Origin of the sequence: Turicibacter sp. T129 (assembly GCF_025594975.1) — a bacterium.
Taxonomy (GTDB): domain Bacteria; phylum Bacillota_I; class Bacilli_A; order MOL361; family Turicibacteraceae; genus Turicibacter; species Turicibacter bilis.
This window is the reverse complement of the sequence record NZ_JAMQUU010000018.1, coordinates 148,843-169,851: the sequence shown is the minus strand read 5'-3', so window position 1 is coordinate 169,851 and position 21,009 is coordinate 148,843. Positions and strand designations below refer to the sequence as shown.

Annotated in this window: 17 protein-coding genes; all 17 read right to left on the bottom strand. The window is 36.0% G+C overall.

Going from position 1 to position 21,009, the window contains the following annotated elements; genetic code table 11:
* Positions 1-75: 75 nt before the first annotated feature.
* Positions 76-804, bottom strand: a complete 729-nt coding sequence (locus tag NEH75_RS04075) for a zinc metallopeptidase (RefSeq protein ID WP_055243121.1) — start codon at positions 802-804, stop codon at positions 76-78.
* Positions 805-905: 101 nt separating this feature from the next.
* Complete coding sequence (locus NEH75_RS04070) at positions 906-2,156, bottom strand: tetratricopeptide repeat protein (RefSeq protein WP_055243123.1); 1,251 nt, start codon at positions 2,154-2,156, stop codon at positions 906-908.
* A gap of 11 nt (positions 2,157-2,167) precedes the next feature.
* Positions 2,168-3,439: a 3-phosphoshikimate 1-carboxyvinyltransferase gene (gene aroA, locus NEH75_RS04065; RefSeq protein WP_055305495.1), complete on the bottom strand. Its 1,272-nt coding sequence runs from the start codon at positions 3,437-3,439 to the stop codon at positions 2,168-2,170.
* Positions 3,430-4,509 carry a 3-dehydroquinate synthase gene (gene aroB / locus NEH75_RS04060; protein WP_055243127.1) on the bottom strand — a complete coding sequence of 360 codons (1,080 nt, stop codon included), beginning with the start codon at positions 4,507-4,509 and terminating at the stop codon, positions 3,430-3,432. Before aroB ends, aroA begins: the two co-directional genes overlap by 10 nt.
* A complete protein-coding gene (aroC, locus tag NEH75_RS04055) occupies positions 4,509-5,660 on the bottom strand; it encodes a chorismate synthase (RefSeq protein ID WP_055305496.1) in 1,152 nt (383 codons plus the stop codon). Before aroC ends, aroB begins: the two co-directional genes overlap by 1 nt.
* Positions 5,661-5,671: 11 nt before the next feature.
* Positions 5,672-6,235 (bottom strand): GTP cyclohydrolase I FolE, encoded by a 564-nt coding sequence (gene folE, locus NEH75_RS04050; protein ID WP_055243131.1) that lies wholly within the window; start codon positions 6,233-6,235, stop codon positions 5,672-5,674.
* A gap of 531 nt (positions 6,236-6,766) precedes the next feature.
* Positions 6,767-8,158 carry a glycogen synthase gene (locus tag NEH75_RS04045; RefSeq protein WP_055277641.1) on the bottom strand — a complete coding sequence of 464 codons (1,392 nt, stop codon included), beginning with the start codon at positions 8,156-8,158 and terminating at the stop codon, positions 6,767-6,769.
* A 3-nt stretch (positions 8,159-8,161) separates the two neighbouring features.
* On the bottom strand, positions 8,162-9,427 hold the full coding sequence (locus NEH75_RS04040; protein WP_055305497.1) for a glucose-1-phosphate adenylyltransferase: 1,266 nt from the start codon (positions 9,425-9,427) through the stop codon (positions 8,162-8,164).
* A 326-nt stretch (positions 9,428-9,753) separates the two neighbouring features.
* A complete protein-coding gene (gene nifJ, locus NEH75_RS04035) occupies positions 9,754-13,329 on the bottom strand; it encodes a pyruvate:ferredoxin (flavodoxin) oxidoreductase (protein WP_262948554.1) in 3,576 nt (1,191 codons plus the stop codon).
* Positions 13,330-13,843: 514 nt separating this feature from the next.
* Complete coding sequence (locus NEH75_RS04030; protein WP_262948553.1) at positions 13,844-15,601, bottom strand: NADH-dependent [FeFe] hydrogenase, group A6; 1,758 nt, start codon at positions 15,599-15,601, stop codon at positions 13,844-13,846.
* A gap of 11 nt (positions 15,602-15,612) precedes the next feature.
* A complete protein-coding gene (gene nuoF / locus NEH75_RS04025) occupies positions 15,613-17,433 on the bottom strand; it encodes an NADH-quinone oxidoreductase subunit NuoF (RefSeq protein WP_262941073.1) in 1,821 nt (606 codons plus the stop codon).
* A 27-nt stretch (positions 17,434-17,460) separates the two neighbouring features.
* Positions 17,461-17,829, bottom strand: a complete 369-nt coding sequence (locus NEH75_RS04020; RefSeq protein ID WP_262941074.1) for a (2Fe-2S) ferredoxin domain-containing protein — start codon at positions 17,827-17,829, stop codon at positions 17,461-17,463.
* Between the two features lie 23 nt (positions 17,830-17,852).
* On the bottom strand, positions 17,853-18,398 hold the full coding sequence (locus NEH75_RS04015; RefSeq protein ID WP_262941076.1) for an ATP-binding protein: 546 nt from the start codon (positions 18,396-18,398) through the stop codon (positions 17,853-17,855).
* A 672-nt stretch (positions 18,399-19,070) separates the two neighbouring features.
* A complete protein-coding gene (locus NEH75_RS04010) occupies positions 19,071-19,397 on the bottom strand; it encodes a hypothetical protein (protein ID WP_156343909.1) in 327 nt (108 codons plus the stop codon).
* Positions 19,398-19,818: 421 nt separating this feature from the next.
* Entirely contained in the window at positions 19,819-20,295 is a 477-nt protein-coding gene (locus tag NEH75_RS04005; protein WP_055243151.1) for a complex I 24 kDa subunit family protein, read from the bottom strand.
* Positions 20,296-20,633: 338 nt separating this feature from the next.
* Entirely contained in the window at positions 20,634-20,720 is an 87-nt protein-coding gene (locus tag NEH75_RS13590; RefSeq protein ID WP_082427822.1) for a YjcZ family sporulation protein, read from the bottom strand.
* A gap of 82 nt (positions 20,721-20,802) precedes the next feature.
* Entirely contained in the window at positions 20,803-20,895 is a 93-nt protein-coding gene (locus NEH75_RS04000) for a YjcZ family sporulation protein (protein ID WP_082411206.1), read from the bottom strand.
* Between the last annotated feature and the right edge of the window lie 114 nt (positions 20,896-21,009).

Sequence of the window (21,009 nt, the reverse complement as noted above, 5' to 3'; positions counted from 1 at the left end):
GGTGGCTGAATAGTTACTTTTATTTTACTACAACATAAAAAAAGTCATCAAACGTTAAGTTTGATGACTTTTTAATTAATCGTTATTGCGTGAATTAAAAATCATGATTAAACGTAATAATTCGGCAATGGCCACCACAGCTCCCGCTACATACGTTAATGCTGCCGCCGTTAACACTTTACGTGCCCCTGCTTTTTCTTCGTTACCATATAAAATATTCATTTCTGATAACTGAGCAACTGCACGAGTTGATGCATTAAACTCAACAGGTAAAGTCACAATTTGGAATAACACGGTTACGCCAACTAAAATAATCCCAAGTAATAAAAATGATGAACCACCAAAAATAAATCCTAAAAGAATGGCTAAGTAACCAAACTTATTGGCAAAATTTACGACTGGAAACATTGCTGAACGGAATTGAAGTGGTGCATAGGCATTCGCATGTTGAATCGCATGTCCACATTCATGAGCAGCAACTGCTAAAGCAGCAATCGATGTTCCATGATAAATATCACGTGATAAACGAACTGTTTTACGACTTGGATCATAATGGTCACTCAAACGACCACCAACCTCTGTCAAATGAACATGTTGTAATCCATTTCGATCTAGGATACGACGTGCCACGTCCGCTCCAGTTAAACCTGATGAAGCGCGAACACGTAAGTATTGGTTAAACGTCGATGATAAATAACCTTGGGCTAACATCGGGACGATTAATGCTATCAATAAATAAATTAAATACGATGAATCGAAACGCATCCCATATCCACCGTAATATCCACCATAATATAAGAACATTGTTCAATCACCTCTACTAGAATTTCTTTAAGATGTATTATACACCATTTAAGGTTTTGTCATCAGATTGTAAAAACCATTTTTTGAGTTTTATACAATTCTTACATTAAATTCTCTAGTAACTCTCGAGCCGGTGTTAAACTTGGATCAATATTTAAAATTTTCTCAAGTTGTTTCGCTGCCTCTTCACGACGTCCTTCTTCCATTAAGAATTGCGCATAATCAAATAAGAAATCAACATTTTCTCCATAGTTGACGAATGCTTTCTCAAAGTATGAAGCCGCTTCATCATACTCCTCTAATTCTAAGAAAGCAATCGCTAAATCCCAATCAAATCGGTCATCAAATAATCCGTTTTCTTCATAATGTTGAATATTTTGAACGACTTCTTCAAAGTCTTCTAACACTAAGCAAATACGGTTACTACGAAGTGCTGCTTCTAAATCTTCTGGATCTAAGTTTAAGGCCTCATAATAAGCATCGCGCGCCCCTTCTAAATCTTTTAATTTCTCTAAAGCCAATCCTTTTAAGTAGTGTAACTCGGCATTGAATTCATTATGTGTTATCCCTTCTTGAATCATTTCAAGTGCTTTTTCATAATCTTCTTCTTTTAGATAGATTTTTGCTAACAATGGATAAATTGTATCATAGCTTGAATCTAATTCTTTTAAATCATGAAACACGCGCTTAGCTAATGAGTAATCGTCGACTTGATAAGCAAGGAATCCTTTATTAAAAAGTTGATCCGTATTCAACTTACCAAAATATTTTTCTGATAAATCGAATTGTTCTAATGCTTTCTCAAATTCTCCAATATGGCTGTAGCACGTTGCTAAACGGTCATACACATTAATGTCAGCGTTTAATCCACATTCAATTAAATCTAAGTATAAATCTAATGCTTTTTCAAATTCTCCAATGTGATGATAAAACTCAGCATAAGCTAGTTTAATTAAATCGTTATGAGGTTCGAGTGATATAGCTTTCTTTAACTTATCTTCAGCGACTTCAAATAATCCTTGAGCGATGTACATATCTGCTTCGAGTAAAAGAACACTCGCATTCGTTTCTTCATCGCTACCCGCTAATAAGTCAAGTGCTTTTTCATCCTCAGCTAAATCTAAATATAAATCCGCTAAGAATGTTTTTAAGTTGACTTCATTTGGATATTTTACTAACAATGGTTCAACTAACTCAATCGCTTTTGAGACATGAGCAATCGCCGCGAAAATTTGAGCAATAATGAAGATTTCATCATCATTAGCATCAAACGCAAAATGTTGCATCTGCTCAATCGCCTCTTCTGTCAGTTGCCCTTTCTCATATAACTCAATAAAATATTCAATTGACATTTATAACACCTCTAATTTCCTAATAACACATTTAGATGTTTTAAGAAGTCTGGATATGAAATCTCCATTGACTCAACATCTTCAATAATGAGTGGTTCATCGATTAATAACGAAGCCACACAGAGCATCATCGCAATTCGATGATCTTTATGACTTGAGACTGACGCCTGATTAAACGAACCTTCCGGCTGTCCTGTGATTATCATTCCATCATCAGTACTTTTTATTTCGGCGCCAATTGCTTTTAGCTGGTTGACGGTCACATCAATACGGTTCGTTTCTTTAACCTTCAACTCCTCAGCATCTTTAATGACTGTTATCCCTTTTGCACGTGTGGCAAGTAACGCTAAAATAGGGATTTCATCAATTAAGCGTGGAATCATATCGCCTTCAATCGTCGTGGCAACTAAGTCTTTCGTGTATTGAATATGAAGATCAGCGACTGGTTCACCACCAAAATAACGTTCATTGACTAATGTAATCTTTCCATTCATCGCTCGAATCACATCAATAATTCCTGAACGTGTCTCATTAATTCCGACATTTTCAATCATTACATCACTACCTGGAACCATTAATGCCGCTACGATAAAGAACGCTGCAGAGGAAATATCACCCGGTACAAAGACTTCCCCTGGTGTGATCGGCATCTGTGGTCCTTGAACCGTAATCATTCGATTCACTTTATTATAGGCAATTTGGAAATCCTCAAACATTTTTTCCGTATGATCACGCGTCGGAATTGGTTCATGAATCGTCGTCACACCTTGAGCTAACATCCCAGCTAACATAATGGCAGACTTCACTTGGGCACTTGCAACGGGAAGCTCATAAGAAATTCCCGTCAACTGATGACCAGTAATTGTAGCAGGTAATGTAGCATCATTTTCTAGCGTAATATTAGCCCCCATTTGTGAAAGAGGGAGAGTCACTCGTTTCATTGGGCGCTTCGATAATGATTCATCACCAATTAACGTTAATGTAGCAGGTAAGTTGGATAGTACGCCCATCAATAAGCGTGCGGTTGTTCCAGAATTTCCGGCATCTAAAATTGACTGATCATAACAAAAACTCTCTAACCCCGGGCTCGTGATTATTAAACAATCCTTGCTTAATTCAGACTTCACACCAAATTGTTTAAAAATTTCTAGCGTACTAATACAGTCTGCTCCTAGTAATGGCTCGTGAATTCTTGTCGTCCCTTTGGATAAACTACTAAAAATAATGGCACGATGAGTAATTGATTTATCTCCTGCTACTTTAATGCTTCCCTTTAATGACATACTCTCACCTCTTTTGTCATTTCATTTAAAAATTGTTGTAACATTGGCTTTAATTCTTCTTCGCTAAATGTTACTAAAACAGGATTGCCTACCTCTTTTAATAAAACAAAACGGATCTGATGTTGTTCATTCTTTTTATCATGTAACATGTAGTTCATATATTGTGTTGCACGATCTGCTTTTAAGAATAGGGGAAAGTTAAGCTGTTTTAAATAAGATATGTAATCATCTATCGCTAAATCAATCTTAAATGTTTTCTTACTTAAATATAGCGCAAATATAATCCCAATAGCGACAGCTTCACCGTGTGATAAGCTTTTCTCATCGAGTTCAATCGCATGGCCAAACGTATGGCCAAAGTTTAAAAAAGCACGACTTCCTTTTTCAAACTCATCCATTTCAACCACATTCTTTTTAACCATCAGACTTTGCATTAGTAAAGCAGCAAAGATTTCTTCCTGCAGTGGGTCTAATGTATGAAACGACATTAACGTCTTCAATAGTACCTCATCTGAAATGAAACCATGCTTCACCATCTCTGCTAACCCACTTCTCCACTCTTTATCCGATAACGTTGCTAACAATGGCAATTCGTAGATGACAGCTTTCGGTGGATAAAAGGCACCAATTAAATTCTTTCCAAGCTCATGATTAATCGCGACCTTTCCACCGACCGCACTATCATGCGCCAGTAAGGTGGTCGGAACTTGAATAAAATCAATTCCACGCATATACGTTGCGGCAACAAATCCAGCTAGATCACCGACGACTCCACCACCAAAGGCTAATATTAACGCCTTACGATCAACTTGATTTTGAATCAGAAACGTTTGAATCGCATGATACACCTCGAAACTTTTTGATGCTTCTCCTGGTTTGATGACATATACTAAGGCCTCTTTTGATAAAACATGCGCTAACGTTTGATAATGTAACTCATAGACAGTTTCATCTGTAATGACAACTACTTGTGTCGCTTTTTGGATGAATGGCGTTAACTCATTTAAACAACCATCACCAATATAAATAGGATACTCCCCTTGATGCGTTTTAACTTGTAATTGTTTCATTAAAAATCCCTCATTGCTTCACGGTGACATTTTACAGCTTTAATTAAAGGTGACATTTGGTTAGATTGGAATTCTTCTAATATCTCCTTTGCTAGTTCAAAGGCTAAAACTGATTCTAAAACGACACCCGCAGCGGGAACCACGCAACTATCTGAGCGCTCAATCATACTTTCCTCCACTTCTTTCGTATCAATATGAATCGAGTTTAATGGCTGATATAACGTTGGAATTGGTTTGATCATCGCCTGCACCACAACTGGCATTCCATTCGTCATACCCCCTTCAAATCCACCATAATGATTACTCATTCGCGTAAATCCTTGATCATATGAGATTTGATCATGGACTTCACTTCCAAAATGAGAACTCGCCATCATCGCATCACCAAAATAAACCCCCTTAACTGATTGTACCCCCATAAAGGCTGCGGCAATTTTAGCGTCTAATTTTCGATCAAATTGAACATAACTACCAAGACCTGCCGGTACATTTTCAGCTAATACTTGAACAATCCCTCCGACTGAATCACCTTGCTGTTTCGCTTCATCAATATGTTGACACATTTGAATCGAAAGGTCTGAATCAACACAACGAACAGGCGAATTAGCAATCGCAGCTTGAATAGTTGAAATTGTTGTTGGATAATTCGTTACTGATACTTTCCCAATTTGTAAAACATGAGAAATAACCTCAATATCTAACGCTTTTAAAATCTGTTTAGCAACGGCTCCAACTGCAACACGAATCGCTGTTTCGCGTGCAGATGAACGTTCTAAAACATTTCTTAAATCTCGATGCCCGTATTTCATTGCCCCAACTAAATCAGCATGGCCTGGTCGTGGCACTTTTTTAATTTCATAATCATGCTCATCAATCGGCTCAATCGCCATGACATGACCCCAATTTTTATTATCCTTATTTTTAATGACAAGTGTAATTGGGGATCCAAGCGTAACCCCATGACGGACACCACTTGTAATCTGCACTTGGTCACTTTCAATTTTCATACGGTCGCCACGTCCATATCCTTGTTGACGGATCCTTAAATCTTGATTAATCATCTCTGCTGTTAAAGTAAGTCCTGCAGGGACTCCTTCAATAATTGCTGTTAGCTGTGGTCCATGTGATTCTCCACTACTTAAATAACGCATATCGATGACTCCTATCCTTTAATTAAATTTAATACTTCCTGTCTCATTGCTAAATCTTCTTTAAAAATTCCAGTGCTATAGATTGTTTTGGTCATAGCTCCCGGTTTTTTAATGCCACGCATTACCATGCACATATGCTCGGCTTCAATAACAACCATCACACCTTTTGATTTAATCGCATTAGCAATCGTATCCCCAATTTGTTTTCCCATACGCTCCTGAAGTTGTGGTCGACGTGAAACAACATCTGTTACACGAGCAATCTTACTTAATCCCACTACCTCATTATTCTCAGGATAATACGCCACATGAACTTTCCCAAAGAACGGTAATAAATGATGTTCACACATTGAGTGGAAGACAATATCTTGTACTAAGACATATTGATCATATTCTTCACTGAAATAAACTTGTAAATGTTTTGAAGGATCTTCATGTAATCCACCGAAAACTTCCTCATACATACGTGCTACACGTGCTGGTGTATCAACTATTCCTTCTCGATCTGGATTTTCTCCAACGGCTTCTAAAATCATTCTTACGGCCGTTTCAATTTTATTTTTATCCACTGACATATTATCACCTTTTTACATAATCATTCGACATTTAAGTATATATGCTATTTTACCATAATCTATATTGAAAATGATTAATATTTTACATTTAGAGTATCAGACTTCACCCCTTAAAGTTTCATTAATTCTGACCAACTATATATAAACCCCAATAAGTTTTTCATAACGTAAAAAATAAAGCCCTGCCAATGGAGGATACATTTTCTGCGAAAATGGCAGGTGACCCAGCCCTGCCAATGGAGGATACATTTTCTGCGAAAATGGCAGATGACCCAGTCCTAGCAGTAAAGGAATGGATTTCTTCAGAAATCGCTAGGTGACCCATCGCTACCCTAGTTCGCCTTTCTATCAAAAAGACTTGCGTACTAAGCCTGATTGTTAGAATATGAAATATATTTCGCTATTTATATAGAAGCAAAAACAGATATTTCACATCCACTTTTTAGTTTTTGCTAAATGCCTAAAGTTATCAAAAAAGTAACAAAAAAGCATAAAAGCAAGATAGATTGCTTTTATGCTTTTAATGTCGTATTAAAACATAGATTGGTAGAGTTCAACATAACGATGAGCCGAATGCTCCCAAGAGTAATCTCCAGTCATTCCTGTCACCATTAATTGATGCCAAACTTCTTTGTTATGATGATAATAATCTAATGCTCGACGAATGGTATATAACATATCATGCGCATTATAATTGGTAAAGCTAAATCCATTTCCTTCACCAGTAGCTTCATTATAGGAATGAACCGTATCATTTAATCCACCTGTTTCACGAACAATCGGAACTGTTCCGTATCGCAGTGATATTAACTGTGATAAACCACATGGCTCATATAATGATGGCATTAAGAACATATCACTTGCACCATAAACTAAGTTTGCAAGTTTTCCATTATATCCTAAATAAATCCCCACCTGTTTCGGATACTTATCTCGAATCCATTGGAAATACTGTTCATACTTTGCCTCTCCAGATCCGAGCAAGAAAAATTGAATATTATCGTAAATTAATAACTCTTCTAAAACACAAGTAATTAAGTCTAATCCTTTTTGTGAATCTAATCGTGTGACAATTCCAATCAACGGAATATCAGCATTGATTTCTAAATTAAAACGTCTCTGTAATTCTTCTTTATTTTTAAGTTTCAATTCTAATGTCTCTTCGGTGTAAGGTGAAACAAGTGCTGTGTCAACCGCTGGATTAAAGATATCAGTATCAATTCCATTAACAATTCCACTCAAATCAGATTGACGCATACTTAAAATATGATTTAAATTTTCCCCATAGAAATCCGTTAAAATTTCTTTAGCATATGTCTCACTAACCGTTGTCACCTTATTTGCATATTGAATCCCTAACTGCATATAGTTAATATTTATATCATCAAATCGATAGCCTAAATGGCGAACGGCATGTGAAGTGAATTGTCCTTGGAAACGTAAGTTATGAATCGTATAAACTGTTTTAGTATTGTAATAAAACGGATCGGCATAATAACGCTGATCCATAAAAAATGGAATTAACCCCGTCTGCCAATCATTCGTATGAATAATATTTGGCTGAAAATTAATATTCTTTAATAAGCGCAGGGTAACTTCACAGAACATAGCAAATTGATAATCGCGATCTTCACACTCATAAATAGAATGTCGGTTTGAAAAAAGTGGTTCAAATATTAAGTAATATTTAACCCCCTCTAACTCAACACAATTAATCCAAAATAGTTTGCCCATAACCTCAACATTGGTTACCCAATATGCACCTTTTAACATTCCCTCAGGGATTTGTTTATAACCTGGTAAAATAACACGAACATCATGGCCTTGTTTAACTAGTGCTTTTGGAAGGGCATAAGCTACATCAGCTAGCCCTCCTGTTTTAATAAATGGATAAACTTCAGATGAAACAAATGCAATCTTCACGGTTTAAGCCTCCTTTGCAGGATAAACCGTGCTACCACAAGCTATAATTTTGTCACTAAAGTCTGTCTCAGCAACATGCGGAAAAATACGAACATTACGTTCAATAATTGTTCCCTCAGGAATATGTACCCCTTTACCAATAACATTTAAGCCACTTGATAATACTTTTGGTTTTTCTTGATTTGGACAAACATTAGATCCACGCCCAATGATACTTCCTTTACCAATAACACAGTTTTTATCAATAATAGCTCCATCAATGACACATCCCTCTTCAATGATGGTATCATTCATAATAATACTATTACGAACAATAGCATTTGGATGAATATGAACACCTGGACTTACTACGCATTTAGTCACAGATCCGGCAATAATTGAACCATTTGAAATCAAGCTTTGACAAACTTGAGCCTTTGAACCAAATTTAGCAGTTGGTTTTTCTTCACTCTTTGTATGAATAACCCAATCTTTATCATACATATCTAATTGAATTTTATCGACTGTTGTTGTTAATTCTAAATTAGCCTCTAAATACGACTCGTATGTTCCAACATCTTTCCAGTAATCACGGAAGCGGTAAGAATAAACATGTCCATTCTCAATTAAATGAGGAATAACGTCACTTCCAAAATCTAAACCAACCTTTTTAAGATGTTGTAACGTATTAATTAATACATCCGTTTTAAACACATAAATCCCCATCGATGCTAGATTACTCTTAGGCTCTGCTGGTTTCTCAGCGAACTCTACAATACGTCCATTTTCATCATCTGTTAAAATTCCAAAGCGAGACGCTTCACTCCACTCAACTTCTTGAGCACAAACTGTTACATCTGCACCTTTCTCAATATGTTGTTGGATTAATGGACGATAATCCATTTTATAAATATGATCCCCTGATAAAATTAAAACGTTGTCCGGATTCTTACGTTTAATATAACTAATATTTTGTAAAATCGCATCTGCTGTTCCTGTATACCATTGATCTGATGAATGACCTTCACATGGTTGTAATAACGTTACTCCCGTATTTTTACGATCAAAATCCCATGCTTGACCTAATCCGATGTGTTCATTTAATGATAATGGTAAATATTGGGTTAAAATTCCAATATCGTATATTCCTGAATTTGAGCAATTACTCAATACGAAATCGATAATTCTAAATTTCCCTGCGAAAGGCACACTCGGCTTGGCTCTTCCAAGTGATAAAATGTCTAGACGTGATCCACGTCCACCTGCTAAAATCATAGCTAAAGTTTTCATCCTAAAATCCCCCACTTCTATCTTTTAAGCTGTATATTGATTTATTTTATTCAACACTTTTTTGAACACTCTAATACTATCACGCGATATTTGGTATTTTTATCATCTTTTGTCATATAGTTCACAAAAATTATGATTTATCGTAACCCGTTACACAACACCCCGAGTGTAAGCGTTATTTAATCCCAGTTTCTATTATTTCTAAAACGATTCGACACTTTTTGTTATGTTGTGTCGAGTTGTTATTAGTTGTTTTTTCAAGCCATTTCACATCACATATCAATAAAAAAAGCTTATCGGATTTATCCGATAAGCTTTTTTAAAAATTATTCTGCTGATTCTTTTTCTTCTACAACTTCTACTTCATCAGAGAAATCTAATGCAGCCATACGTTGTAATTGACGGAAACGACGTTGTGAGTCACGACGATTTGCTTCTAATAATTCTTCAGCATGCTCTGGGTTAATTTTTGTAACTTGAGCATAACGAGCTTCACTCATTAAGAAGTCTCGGTATTTATCCCAGTTTGGTGCTTTAGAATCCATTTGTAATGGGTTTTTACCTTCTTCTAATAATTTAGGATCGAAGCGGTATGTTGGCCAGTATCCACATTCAGTCGCTAATTTAGCTTGGCTCATTGAGTTTGCTAATCCACCTTTAATACCGTGAGCGATACATGGTGAGTATGCGATAACGATAGATGGACCTTGGTGTTTTTCAGCTTCCATCATTGCTTTAATAACTTGAGCTTGATTTGCACCATGAGAAACTTGAGCAACATAGACGTGTCCATAAGACATTGCGATTGCTGCTAAGTCTTTCTTCTTACCACTCTTACCTGCTGCTGTAAACTTAGCGATTGATGCAGCACGTGAAGATTTAGATGATTGTCCACCTGTATTTGAGTAAACCTCAGTATCTAATACTAAGATATTAACATCTTCATTATTAGCGATAACGTGGTCTAATCCACCATATCCGATGTCATAAGCCCATCCGTCTCCACCGATAATCCAGTTAGACTGTTTAACGATGTAATCTTTTAAGTCCAAAATTTCTTTAACTGCTTCATTTGAAGAATTTGCAATGGCAACTTCTAATTGAGGTGCTAATGCTTTTGTTACTTCTCCACTATGACGGTTTTGTAACCATTTAGTGAATAATTCAGATAATTCAGCCTCAACTTTATCCATATTTTCTTCCATTAATAATCCAATACGGTTACGTAATGTTTCAGCTGCAATATGCATACCGAATCCAAACTCAGCATTATCTTCGAATAATGAGTTTGCCCATGCTGGTCCATTTCCTTCAGCATTTTTTGTATAAGGTGTAGCTGGGAATGATGCCCCATAGATTGATGAACATCCAGTTGCATTGGCAATTGTCATACGATCTCCGAATAAACGAGTTAATAATGTGATGTATGGAGTTTCCCCACATCCAGCACATGCTCCTGAGAATTCGAATAATGGTTGAGCAAATTGTGAACCTTTAACTGTTGTTTTTGGCATTAAATCATCTTTGTATGTGACGTTGTTGAAGAAGTATTCAGCACGATCGACTTGTCCTGCTTCTAATTCTTCACTAATTGGAACCATAACTAGTGCTTTGTTTCCTTTTTTACCTGGACAGATATGCGCACATACTTCACATCCTGTACAGTCTAATGTTGATACTTGGATACAATATTCTAATCCATCTAATCCTTTACCAATTGCTTTTAATGTACGTGTTCCTTCTGGAGCTTGCTCCTTCTCAGCTTCTGTTACTAAGAATGGACGGATAACTGCATGAGGACATACGTAAGCACATTGGTTACATTGGATACAGTTTTCTTCAATCCATTTTGGTACAAAGTTAGCAATTCCACGTTTTTCATACGCAGCCGTACCATTTGGCATTGTTCCATCTGCATAGTCTACGAATGCTGATACTGGTAATGTGTCACCTTTACTATGGTTGATTACATCAGCGATTGTTTCAACAAAGTGAGGGCGGCCTTCTTTAACATGTGCTTCTTCTGGTGTTAAGTTGGCCCATGCTGGATCAACAGTTACCTCAATTAAACCTTCAGCTCCTTTATCAATAGCAGCAAAGTTCATTGCGATAATTGCTTCTCCTTTACGTGAATATAATTTCTCCACGTATTTTTTCATTAATTCTTGAGCACGTTCATATGGCATGATTTGCTCATTTAATTTGAAGAATGCAGATTGTATAATTGTATTAGTACGACGTCCTAATCCAATTTCTTTAGCTAAAGTTACGGCATCAATGATATAGAACTTAGCATTTTTCTCTGCTAATTGCTTTTTGAAGCTATTTGGCATATGGTTAACAATTTCCTCTGCTGAGTGAACAGTATTTAATAAGAATGTTCCTCCTTGACGTAAACCGCTAATCATATCGTATTTACCAATATATGTATCCATTGAACATGATACGAAGCTTGGTGTTGATACTAAGTATGGTGCACGGATAACATCCTTACCGAAACGTAAGTTAGAACGTGTTAAACCACCTGATTTTTTAGAATCGTATGCAAAGTAAGCTTGTGCATATAAATCAGTATTTTCACCGATGATTTTGATTGTGTTTTTATTAGCACCGATTGTTCCATCAGATCCTAATCCGAAGAATAATGCTTCTGTTACATCATCTCCTAAAACCATTACCTCATTATTTACAGGTAATGATTTGAATGTTACGTCATCGACGATACCTACTGTAAAGTCATCTTTCATTTCCCCAGCTAAGTTATCATAAACAGCAACAATATGAGATGGTGTTGTATCTTTTGATGATAATCCGAAGCGTCCACCTATGATTTTCGGTGCATTTTCACGACCGTGGAAGATAGAGCGAATATCTAAGCATAATGGCTCACTAGTTGCTCCTGGTTCTTTTGTACGGTCTAATACAGCGATACGTTCTACTGTTGATGGTAATACGTTGAAGAAGTATTCTGAGCTGAATGGACGATATAAGTGAACAGTGATAACCCCTACTTTACGTCCTTCATTTTTAATTAAATAATCAACGGTTTCTTTAATTGTTTCTGTGATTGATCCCATTGCAACGATGATTTCAGTTGCATCTTCTGCACCATAGTACATGAATGGTTTGTATTCACGCCCTGTGATTTCAGTAATTTTTTCCATGTAGTCTGCTACAATTGCAGGTACTGCATCAAAGTATTTATTTTGAACTTCGCGTGTTTGGAAGTAAACATCATCATTTTGTGCTGACCCTTTTGTTACTGGGTGATTTGGATTAATTGCACGTGCACGGAACTCACGTACTTTATCGTAATCTAATAATTTTCCTAAATCTTCATAATCCATTACTTCTACTTTTTGAATTTCATGTGATGTACGGAATCCATCGAAGAAGTGTAAGAATGGAACACTTGATTTAATTGCAGCTAAGTGAGCTACCCCACCTAAGTCCATAACTTCTTGTACTGAGCTCGTTGCTAACATAGCAAATCCAGTTTGACGTGCTGCATAAATATCTTGGTGATCACCAAAGATTGATAATGATTGTGCCGCAAGCGCACGTGCAGATACGTGAATAACACCTGGTAATAATTCTCCAGCAATTTTATACATGTTAGGTACTTTTAATAATAACCCTTGTGATGCAGTATAAGTTGTTGTTAATGCACCCGCTTGTAAAGAACCGTGAACTGTCCCAGCAGCTCCTGCTTCAGATTGCATCTCAACTAATTTTACTGGTGCTCCAAATAAATTTTTCTTACCTTGTGAAGCCCATAAGTCTGTATATTCTGCCATCGGAGTCGAAGGCGTAATTGGATAAATCCCTGCTACTTCTGTAAATGCGTAAGAAACATACGCTGCTGCCTGACATCCGTCCATTGACTGGAACACTTTAGACATAACATTAACCTCCCTAATTAAATCGTATAAATAGAAATATCTTCATTATACTATACCTCATTCATTGGAACAATAATAGTAAAATGCTTTTATAACTATTTTTAGCAATTTTTAACATTATAATCAAATTGTAATTTTACCCCTATCCCTTCTATTAAAAGGTATAGATAATCTTAATATCAATTAGCCTAACTTTATAATCTTTTAATTTAAACTTATTAAATTAGGTCATTTTTGATTGCTACTTTATCAGTATACCTAATCTTTTTAAAGTCTCAAAGACATTTGCTTTTATTTTTAAACATTATAACCATTTTATCTTTATTCTTAATTTTTGAATCTTCAAAAGAAATGGGGTTTGACAATTTCTTTCTATTGAAACTATTCACTCAATTCTTAAAATTAACTAGTCCCCGTATAATTTAAACATCATTTTAAATGAGAAAATATTTTAAAAAAATCAAGAAACTATTTTGGTGATGAGCCTAATTTTTTAATGAAGAAGATTCAAGTATTATTGTGAGCTATACACGTCTTTTTTATGATAGGTTGTATGTAATAATTGATGAGCTTTATGACTATTTGGCGTACCAAGATACTCTTCATACATAGCTTTAATGACAGGATTTTCATGAGATTTACGAATTTGTCTTGCTTCATCATCTTCATAAAGAGCTTTAGCACGTTCAGCACGAATATCTAAACCTGAATTATATAAATAAGCGGGAACATGAGGTTGTCCACCACCTGCAACACAACCACCACTACATCCCATCACTTCGACAAAATGATATTTTTTTTCACCACTTAAAATTTGATCCACAATATCAAGTGCCTGTTTTCCTCCATGAACGACCGCAACGTTCAAACTTAACTCACCTATTTGAATCGTTGCTTCTTTTAAACTAGCTACACCTCGAACAGCTTCATATTCAATCGCATCCAGCGATTGGCCACTTAAAACATCTGCAGCAGTTCTCAAGGCAGCTTCCATTACACCGCCTGTTGCCCCAAAAATAGTTCCTGCTCCACTATATTCACCCAATGGATGATCAAAGTCTTCATCTGGTAAATTAACAAAATCTAACCCATACATCCGAATCATTCTTGCCAATTCACGTGTTGTAATTGAAGCATCTACATCTTGAATGCCATTCACGTTCATCTCTTCTCGTTTTAACTCTGATTTTTTGGCAATACAAGGCATAACTGACACACAGTAAATAGTAGTTGGATTAACACTATTTTTCTCTGCCCAGTAAGATTTTAAAATTGCACCAAACATTTGCTGAGGAGATTTACATGACGATAAATTCGGAATTATTTCTGGTCGATATTGCTCCACTAATCGAATCCAACCTGGTGAGCAAGAGGTGATCATCGGAAGTACTCCATCCTTATTAATACGTTCAATCAACTCATAAGCTTCTTCCATAATAGTTAAATCTGCACCAAAGTTCGTATCAAACACTTTACACGTTGGCCCACCAATACGTCGAAGTGAAGCTGCGATTTTACCATTTACTGGTGTCCCAAATGGTAATCCAAATTCTTCACCAAGTGCTGCACGTACAGCAGGCGCCACCTGAAAGACGACAATTTTATTTGGGTCATTAATCGCTTGAATGACTTCTTCAATATTTGAATGTTCCGATAAAGCAGCTGTTGGACAAGCATTCACACATTGTCCACAATGGATACATCCAGCCTGATCCATACCCATTTCAAATGCTGGCCCAATATATGTCTTAAATCCGCGTTGATTAAATGCTAACACTTCAACTCCTGCTTTTTCACGACAAGCAGCGATACAACGTCCACATAAAATACACTTTGATGTATCACGTACAATTGAGTAAGAATCATCACGATAAATTGTCTCACGACGCTCTCCTTCAAATCGATCACTCTTACAGTTTAAATCATTTGAAAGTTGTTTCAATTCACAATTATGATTACGATTACACGTTGTACATTCAATATTATGGTTCGCAAGTAATAATTCAACCGTTGTCTTTCTCGCATTTAAAATTCGCTTAGAATGAGTTAAGATTTCCATTCCCTCACTAACTTTCATATTACATGCTGTAACTAATGACCGAGCACCTTTGACTTCCACAACACAAACACGACATGCTCCCGTCTCATTTAAATCTTTTAAAAAGCAAAGTGTTGGAATTTTAATTCCCACTTCCCGTGCTGCTTCTAAAATCGTATATGTATCTGGAACAACATATGGCATCCCATTTAAAGTAATATGAACTACTCCCATCTTTCCTCCTCCTATCGCTTAATAATCGCACTAATTTTAGTCGGACAAGTTGCCATACATGCCCCACACTTAATACAATCGACTTTATTAATCACATGACGACGTCGGCCGGTTTTGGCATTTACGACTTCTCCAATTGGCTTAATACATGCAGCCGGACAAGATTTAGCACACATTCCACACCCAATACATTTTTCAGTGATATAGTACTCTAATAACTTTGAACAAACACCAGCTGGACAACGTTTATCAATAACATGGGCCAAGTATTCATCTTTAAAATGATGCATTGTTGATAAAACTGGATTGGGTGCTGTCTGACCTAAACCACATAATGAATTAGCTTTAATGTAATCTGCCAATTGTTCTAATTCATCTAAGTCCGAAAGTTCACCTTTTCCTTCTGTAATCTTATTCAAAATTCCCATCATACGCTTTGTTCCTTCACGACAAGGTGTACATTTCCCACATGATTCATCACATGTAAAATCTAAATAAAAGCGTGCAATATCAACCATGCAGTTATCTTCATCCATAATAATCATTCCACCTGATCCCATCATTGAACCAAGTGCCACTAGATTATCGAAATCAATTTCTGTATCTAAATATTCTTCTGTTAAACAACCACCTGAAGGTCCTCCAGTTTGAGCAGCTTTAAATTTCTTACCATTTGGAATTCCTCCACCAATACCATAAATCACTTCTTTTAGAGTCGTTCCCATCGGAATCTCAACTAATCCAGTATTATTAATTTTCCCACCTAAGGCAAATACTTTCGTTCCTTTTGAACGCTCAGTCCCAATACTAGAAAACCAATCTCCACCTTTTAAGATAATTTGTGGGATATTAGCATACGTTTCAACATTATTTAATAAAGTCGGTTTTTCCCATACCCCTTTAACAGCTGGAAATGGTGGACGTGGACGTGGCATCCCTCGTTTCCCTTCAATCGACTCAATTAAAGCTGTTTCTTCTCCACAGACAAAAGCTCCTGCTCCTAAACGTAATTCAATATCAAAATTAAATCCTGTATTAAAGATATTTTCTCCTAACAATCCATAGTCATGAGCTTGCTTAATGGCAATACTCAAACGCTTAACAGCAATCGGGTATTCTGCACGAACATAAATATATCCTGTATCTGCCCCAATAGCATAACCAGCAATTGTCATAGCTTCTAAAACAGCATGAGGATCTCCTTCAAGAATCGAACGATCCATAAACGCACCTGGATCTCCCTCATCCGCATTACAAGCGACATATTTTTTATCACTCTTTGACTTATACGTAAATTCCCACTTTAATCCGGTTGTAAAACCTCCGCCTCCGCGACCACGAAGTCCGGACTTTTTCACTTCGGAAATGACCTCTTCAGGTTTCATTTCAGTTAAGACTTTAGCTAATGCCATATATCCATCATGCGCAATATATTCATCAATGTTTTCAGGATTAATTTTTCCACAATTTCGTAAAGCTAATCGCGTTTGTTTAGCATAAAACTCTACTTCATTAACTGATTTAATCTCCCCATCTTCAATGGCTTCTTTAAATAATAAGTCTTTAATGATTCGTCCTTTTAAAAGATGTTCCTCTGCAATTCTCTTCGCATCACTTACTTGAACTTTTGAGTAAAAAGTTCCTTCTGGATAGACAATCATAATCGGTCCCGCTTCACATAAGCCAAAACATCCAGTCATCACCACTTGAACTTCCTGCTCAAGCCCTAGTCGCTCTAACTGTAACTCCAATTCCTTTTTAATTTCTCTTGATTTAGAAGATGTACAGCCCGTTCCCCCACAAATCAAGACGTGTGAACGATAATATGACATGAATCCCCCTCCTTTTGTTTAAAAGTATTAATTTAAGCTTGCATCAATAGTAAATTCAGATACGACATTTCCATTCACTAAATGTTCTAATACGACACGTCTCGTTTTTTCAGGCGTCATATGAACATAGGTCGTTTTCTCCGATTCATCATATACCTCAAATATTGGTTCATACGCACACATGCCAACACAGCCCGTTTGAGTGATCATTACCTCTTCTAAATGACAGTTATTCACCTCTTGAATTAATGTATTTAAGACAGATCGTGCACCAGCCGAAATTCCGCATGTTCCCATCCCGACGACAACTCTTAACTTTGAATCCTCTTGATTTCTTAACTGTAAATTTTTTAAAGTTTGTTCACGAATCTGTTCTAACTCTTTTAACGTCTTCAAAGTAAACCCCCTCCTAATCATTTTTAATAAGATGTAAAAGAAAAATCTCCCGCTTCTAACTCTTTTTTCATCCACTCTATAATAGCTGAATGATTAATTGGAACTTCTCCAATTACTTGCTTAATAGACTGTGTCTTAAATTGATATTCACACTCCTCACTTCGATGAGTGTAATTAAAATCAATGATGGGTTCTAAATAGATTAGCGAAATTAATGTGTTATGAATATCGCCAAAGGGTGGTCGATCAATATGATCTAATCTTATTTTCAACGTTACCGTTGTTCCCACACCTAACTTCGAATCAATGAAAACATCCCCCTCACATCGACTAGCCATTGCCGTAAGTAGAGGAATGCCCAACCCAACCTTACGAGTCGCCCGCGTTGTAAAAAAGGGATCTCTGACCCGACCGATCATTTCTTCTGACATCCCCTGACCATTATCTTTAACCTTTATCATCAGGAGATTTTTTTGTTTAAACTCAATCACATTCATTTCAACCAATGTAGCCTGGGCTCGTATCGAGTTCATCGTTAAATCCAGAATATATAACGATAAGTCCCTCATTTGGTCTCCCCCTTTAAATTATTGGAAAATAATCGGTTATTCTTTGAAACTTCCAAATAATAAAGGGGTTCATTAGACAAGGATAATCCGAAAGCTCTGGTGAAAGTTGCCTATCTCCCTATTCATAAATTAAGAAATTAATTAAATTTCATCAATCCTTAATGCTCCTGGAATAAATCCTAACTTAATTAAACTATTATAAGCTAACTTATTGAGATGTGCTCCAACAACCATACCACCTAATCGGTGAACCTAGAAAATGACATCTTCACAAGTCAAATTCATTAATTAAATGAGTAACCATGGAAACTCTCAATTACCTCATTCTGATGATCGATTCACCACTGATATCCAAATAACTCTTCATTACTTTTCATTAAATTTAAATGGGATTCAATCAATATTCCAAAATAATCAGCTATCTCTAATGACTTAAAATAGCTCAATAAATCAACACCTTCTATCGTTTCAATTTCAATCCCAGGAATAAATAGGACCCCAACCTCTTCATCTACCTTTGAAACTACTCGTCAATTCCTTGTGCTATTATGATGAGTCAACGCGATTAAATCTAGCTGTTTCAAACTTCACATTAAAACAATATCATTAGGTACCATAAAATCATCAGCACAAGTTGATAAGATAAAGTAAATATGTAAGTATAATAAATGCTCATACCTCGATTAACTTGACGAGGTCAACCGCATCTAGAATGGATGAAATTAAAATAACTCCTCTTTCATTTGCCACATCGATTGTTTCCTGTGGAATGTCTACCCCTTCAACGACAATGACAGCACTCAAATTAATTAAAGAAGCAACAGCAATCACATTAGGATGGGCTTGAATCGTTAACCATATTTGGCCTGGTTTCGCTTTAGCCATGACAAAGCTCAATAAATCCCCCACATATAAGCCCGATACCGTTACCGAATGTAAATTAACTCCCTTACTTAGGACTCGAAATCGTGAGTCATATAAGATTTCATTAAACTTCACACTCATCATCTCTTTCTGCATGATTTAAGACCATGTAATGGCTCAAATACTTGATGTATCATGTATTAACCCTCTAGCAACGTCTTATTTTTCCCGCTAACTCTAACATGATTGGACTTGGTGGTTTCCCGCTCAACAAAAGTAAATAATTAATATCTAATATTTCTGTGGTTCGTAACGATTTAACATGTGCTAATCGTGTATGCAATACCACTTCTTAGTTAACGTAAGCTAACACATCGCTCATCAAATCACAGGCAAACGCACTTTCAATGCATATTCTAATTGATCAGCAGATCGTAATATAAAACATTCTGATTAAAAAATGAATAATGGTTGATATCTTCAACGTCCCCCTCAATCTCAATCAGGAAAGTTGATAATCACTATCGTTCGAATAACGCTTACACACATAGATATACTAATTGTACTTATTTAAAATTGATGATACTTGTGTAGGATCGACTTTCCCATACACATCGTCATCAATTGTAATGACTGGTGCTAATCCACACGCCCCAATACAACGGGTTGCAACTAATGAGTATTTTCCATCTGATGTAGTTTGATCGGGTTCAATTCCTAACTCTTCTTTAAGTTTCTGTAAAATCGCTTGTGCTCCTTTAACATAGCACGCTGTTCCTAAGCACACTCCAACAACATGTTCTCCTTTTGGTTCTGTAGAAAACTGAGAATAAAATGTAACGACACCATGAATGCGTGCAACTGAAACTCCTGTTTTATCAGAAATAAACTTTTGAACTTCTAATGGAATATAACCAAAAATATCTTGTGCTTCATGTAAAATAGGCATTAATCCATCCGTCTTATCTGAATGATTCTCAATAAACAACAATAACTTCTCAAAATTCTTTGGAGTTAAGCTTGAATGTCCCATCGTGACCTCCCCCTTAATTATTAAAGTCAAAGAGATTATATGCGAGTTAACCCTGGAATAATATGTATATTTTCATCTTTTATTCTCATTTTATTGACATTTTTATTTGATTTATAACCCTGATTAAATATTGACATAAAAGACAATAAAAGATCTTTTTCGCCACTCTAATCTCTTCACATCCTTTTAAATATATGTCTATTCTTATAAATTTAGACTTAAATCACAAAAAAGGACCTAACGGTCCTTTTTAATCGAGCATATTTTGAGCAATATATTTTGAAACATTCACTCATGAGTTCAATTACCTAAGATTCCTCGTATCACTCAAGTTATTTTTAGAAACTAAATCCACCACAGCAGCAGCTGATGATTACTAATAAAATGAATAATACTAAGATAAATGCACAATTATTTCCACACATAATAATTCGCTCCTTAACTAACTATTATTTAGGCTCTTTTCAGAGCATAAGATTTTTCTTCTATATCCAATCAATTCATTTCCTACCATGCACTAGATCCGCATCCCCAGCAGCATCCGATAATGACTAATAAGATAAATAAGACTAAGATAAATGCACAATTATTTCCGAACATAATCTCAACTCCTTTCCAGCTTTTCCACACAGTTTCCTGAGCTAATATATCCTATGAGTTTTTCACGATTTGGTTTATGTTTTTACTTAAATTCCACAAAAACCTACCAAAAAT

Bases quoted from the DNA above. Each gene is read 5' to 3' on its own strand.
- NEH75_RS04075 (WP_055243121.1), bottom strand. From the start codon at position 804: ATGTTCTTATATTATGGTGGATATTACGGTGGATATGGGATGCGTTTC.
- NEH75_RS04070 (WP_055243123.1), bottom strand. From the start codon at position 2,156: ATGTCAATTGAATATTTTATTGAGTTATATGAGAAAGGGCAACTGACA.
- aroA (WP_055305495.1), bottom strand. From the start codon at position 3,439: ATGTCATTAAAGGGAAGCATTAAAGTAGCAGGAGATAAATCAATTACT.
- aroB (WP_055243127.1), bottom strand. From the start codon at position 4,509: ATGAAACAATTACAAGTTAAAACGCATCAAGGGGAGTATCCTATTTAT.
- aroC (WP_055305496.1), bottom strand. From the start codon at position 5,660: ATGCGTTATTTAAGTAGTGGAGAATCACATGGACCACAGCTAACAGCA.
- folE (WP_055243131.1), bottom strand. From the start codon at position 6,235: ATGTCAGTGGATAAAAATAAAATTGAAACGGCCGTAAGAATGATTTTA.
- NEH75_RS04040 (WP_055305497.1), bottom strand. From the start codon at position 9,427: ATGAAAACTTTAGCTATGATTTTAGCAGGTGGACGTGGATCACGTCTA.
- nifJ (WP_262948554.1), bottom strand. From the start codon at position 13,329: ATGTCTAAAGTGTTCCAGTCAATGGACGGATGTCAGGCAGCAGCGTAT.
- NEH75_RS04030 (WP_262948553.1), bottom strand. From the start codon at position 15,601: ATGGGAGTAGTTCATATTACTTTAAATGGGATGCCATATGTTGTTCCA.
- nuoF (WP_262941073.1), bottom strand. From the start codon at position 17,433: ATGTCATATTATCGTTCACACGTCTTGATTTGTGGGGGAACGGGCTGT.
- NEH75_RS04015 (WP_262941076.1), bottom strand. From the start codon at position 18,398: ATGAGGGACTTATCGTTATATATTCTGGATTTAACGATGAACTCGATA.
- NEH75_RS04005 (WP_055243151.1), bottom strand. From the start codon at position 20,295: ATGGGACATTCAAGCTTAACTCCAAAGAATTTTGAGAAGTTATTGTTG.
- NEH75_RS13590 (WP_082427822.1), bottom strand. From the start codon at position 20,720: ATGTGTGGAAATAATTGTGCATTTATCTTAGTATTATTCATTTTATTA.
- NEH75_RS04000 (WP_082411206.1), bottom strand. From the start codon at position 20,895: ATGTTCGGAAATAATTGTGCATTTATCTTAGTCTTATTTATCTTATTA.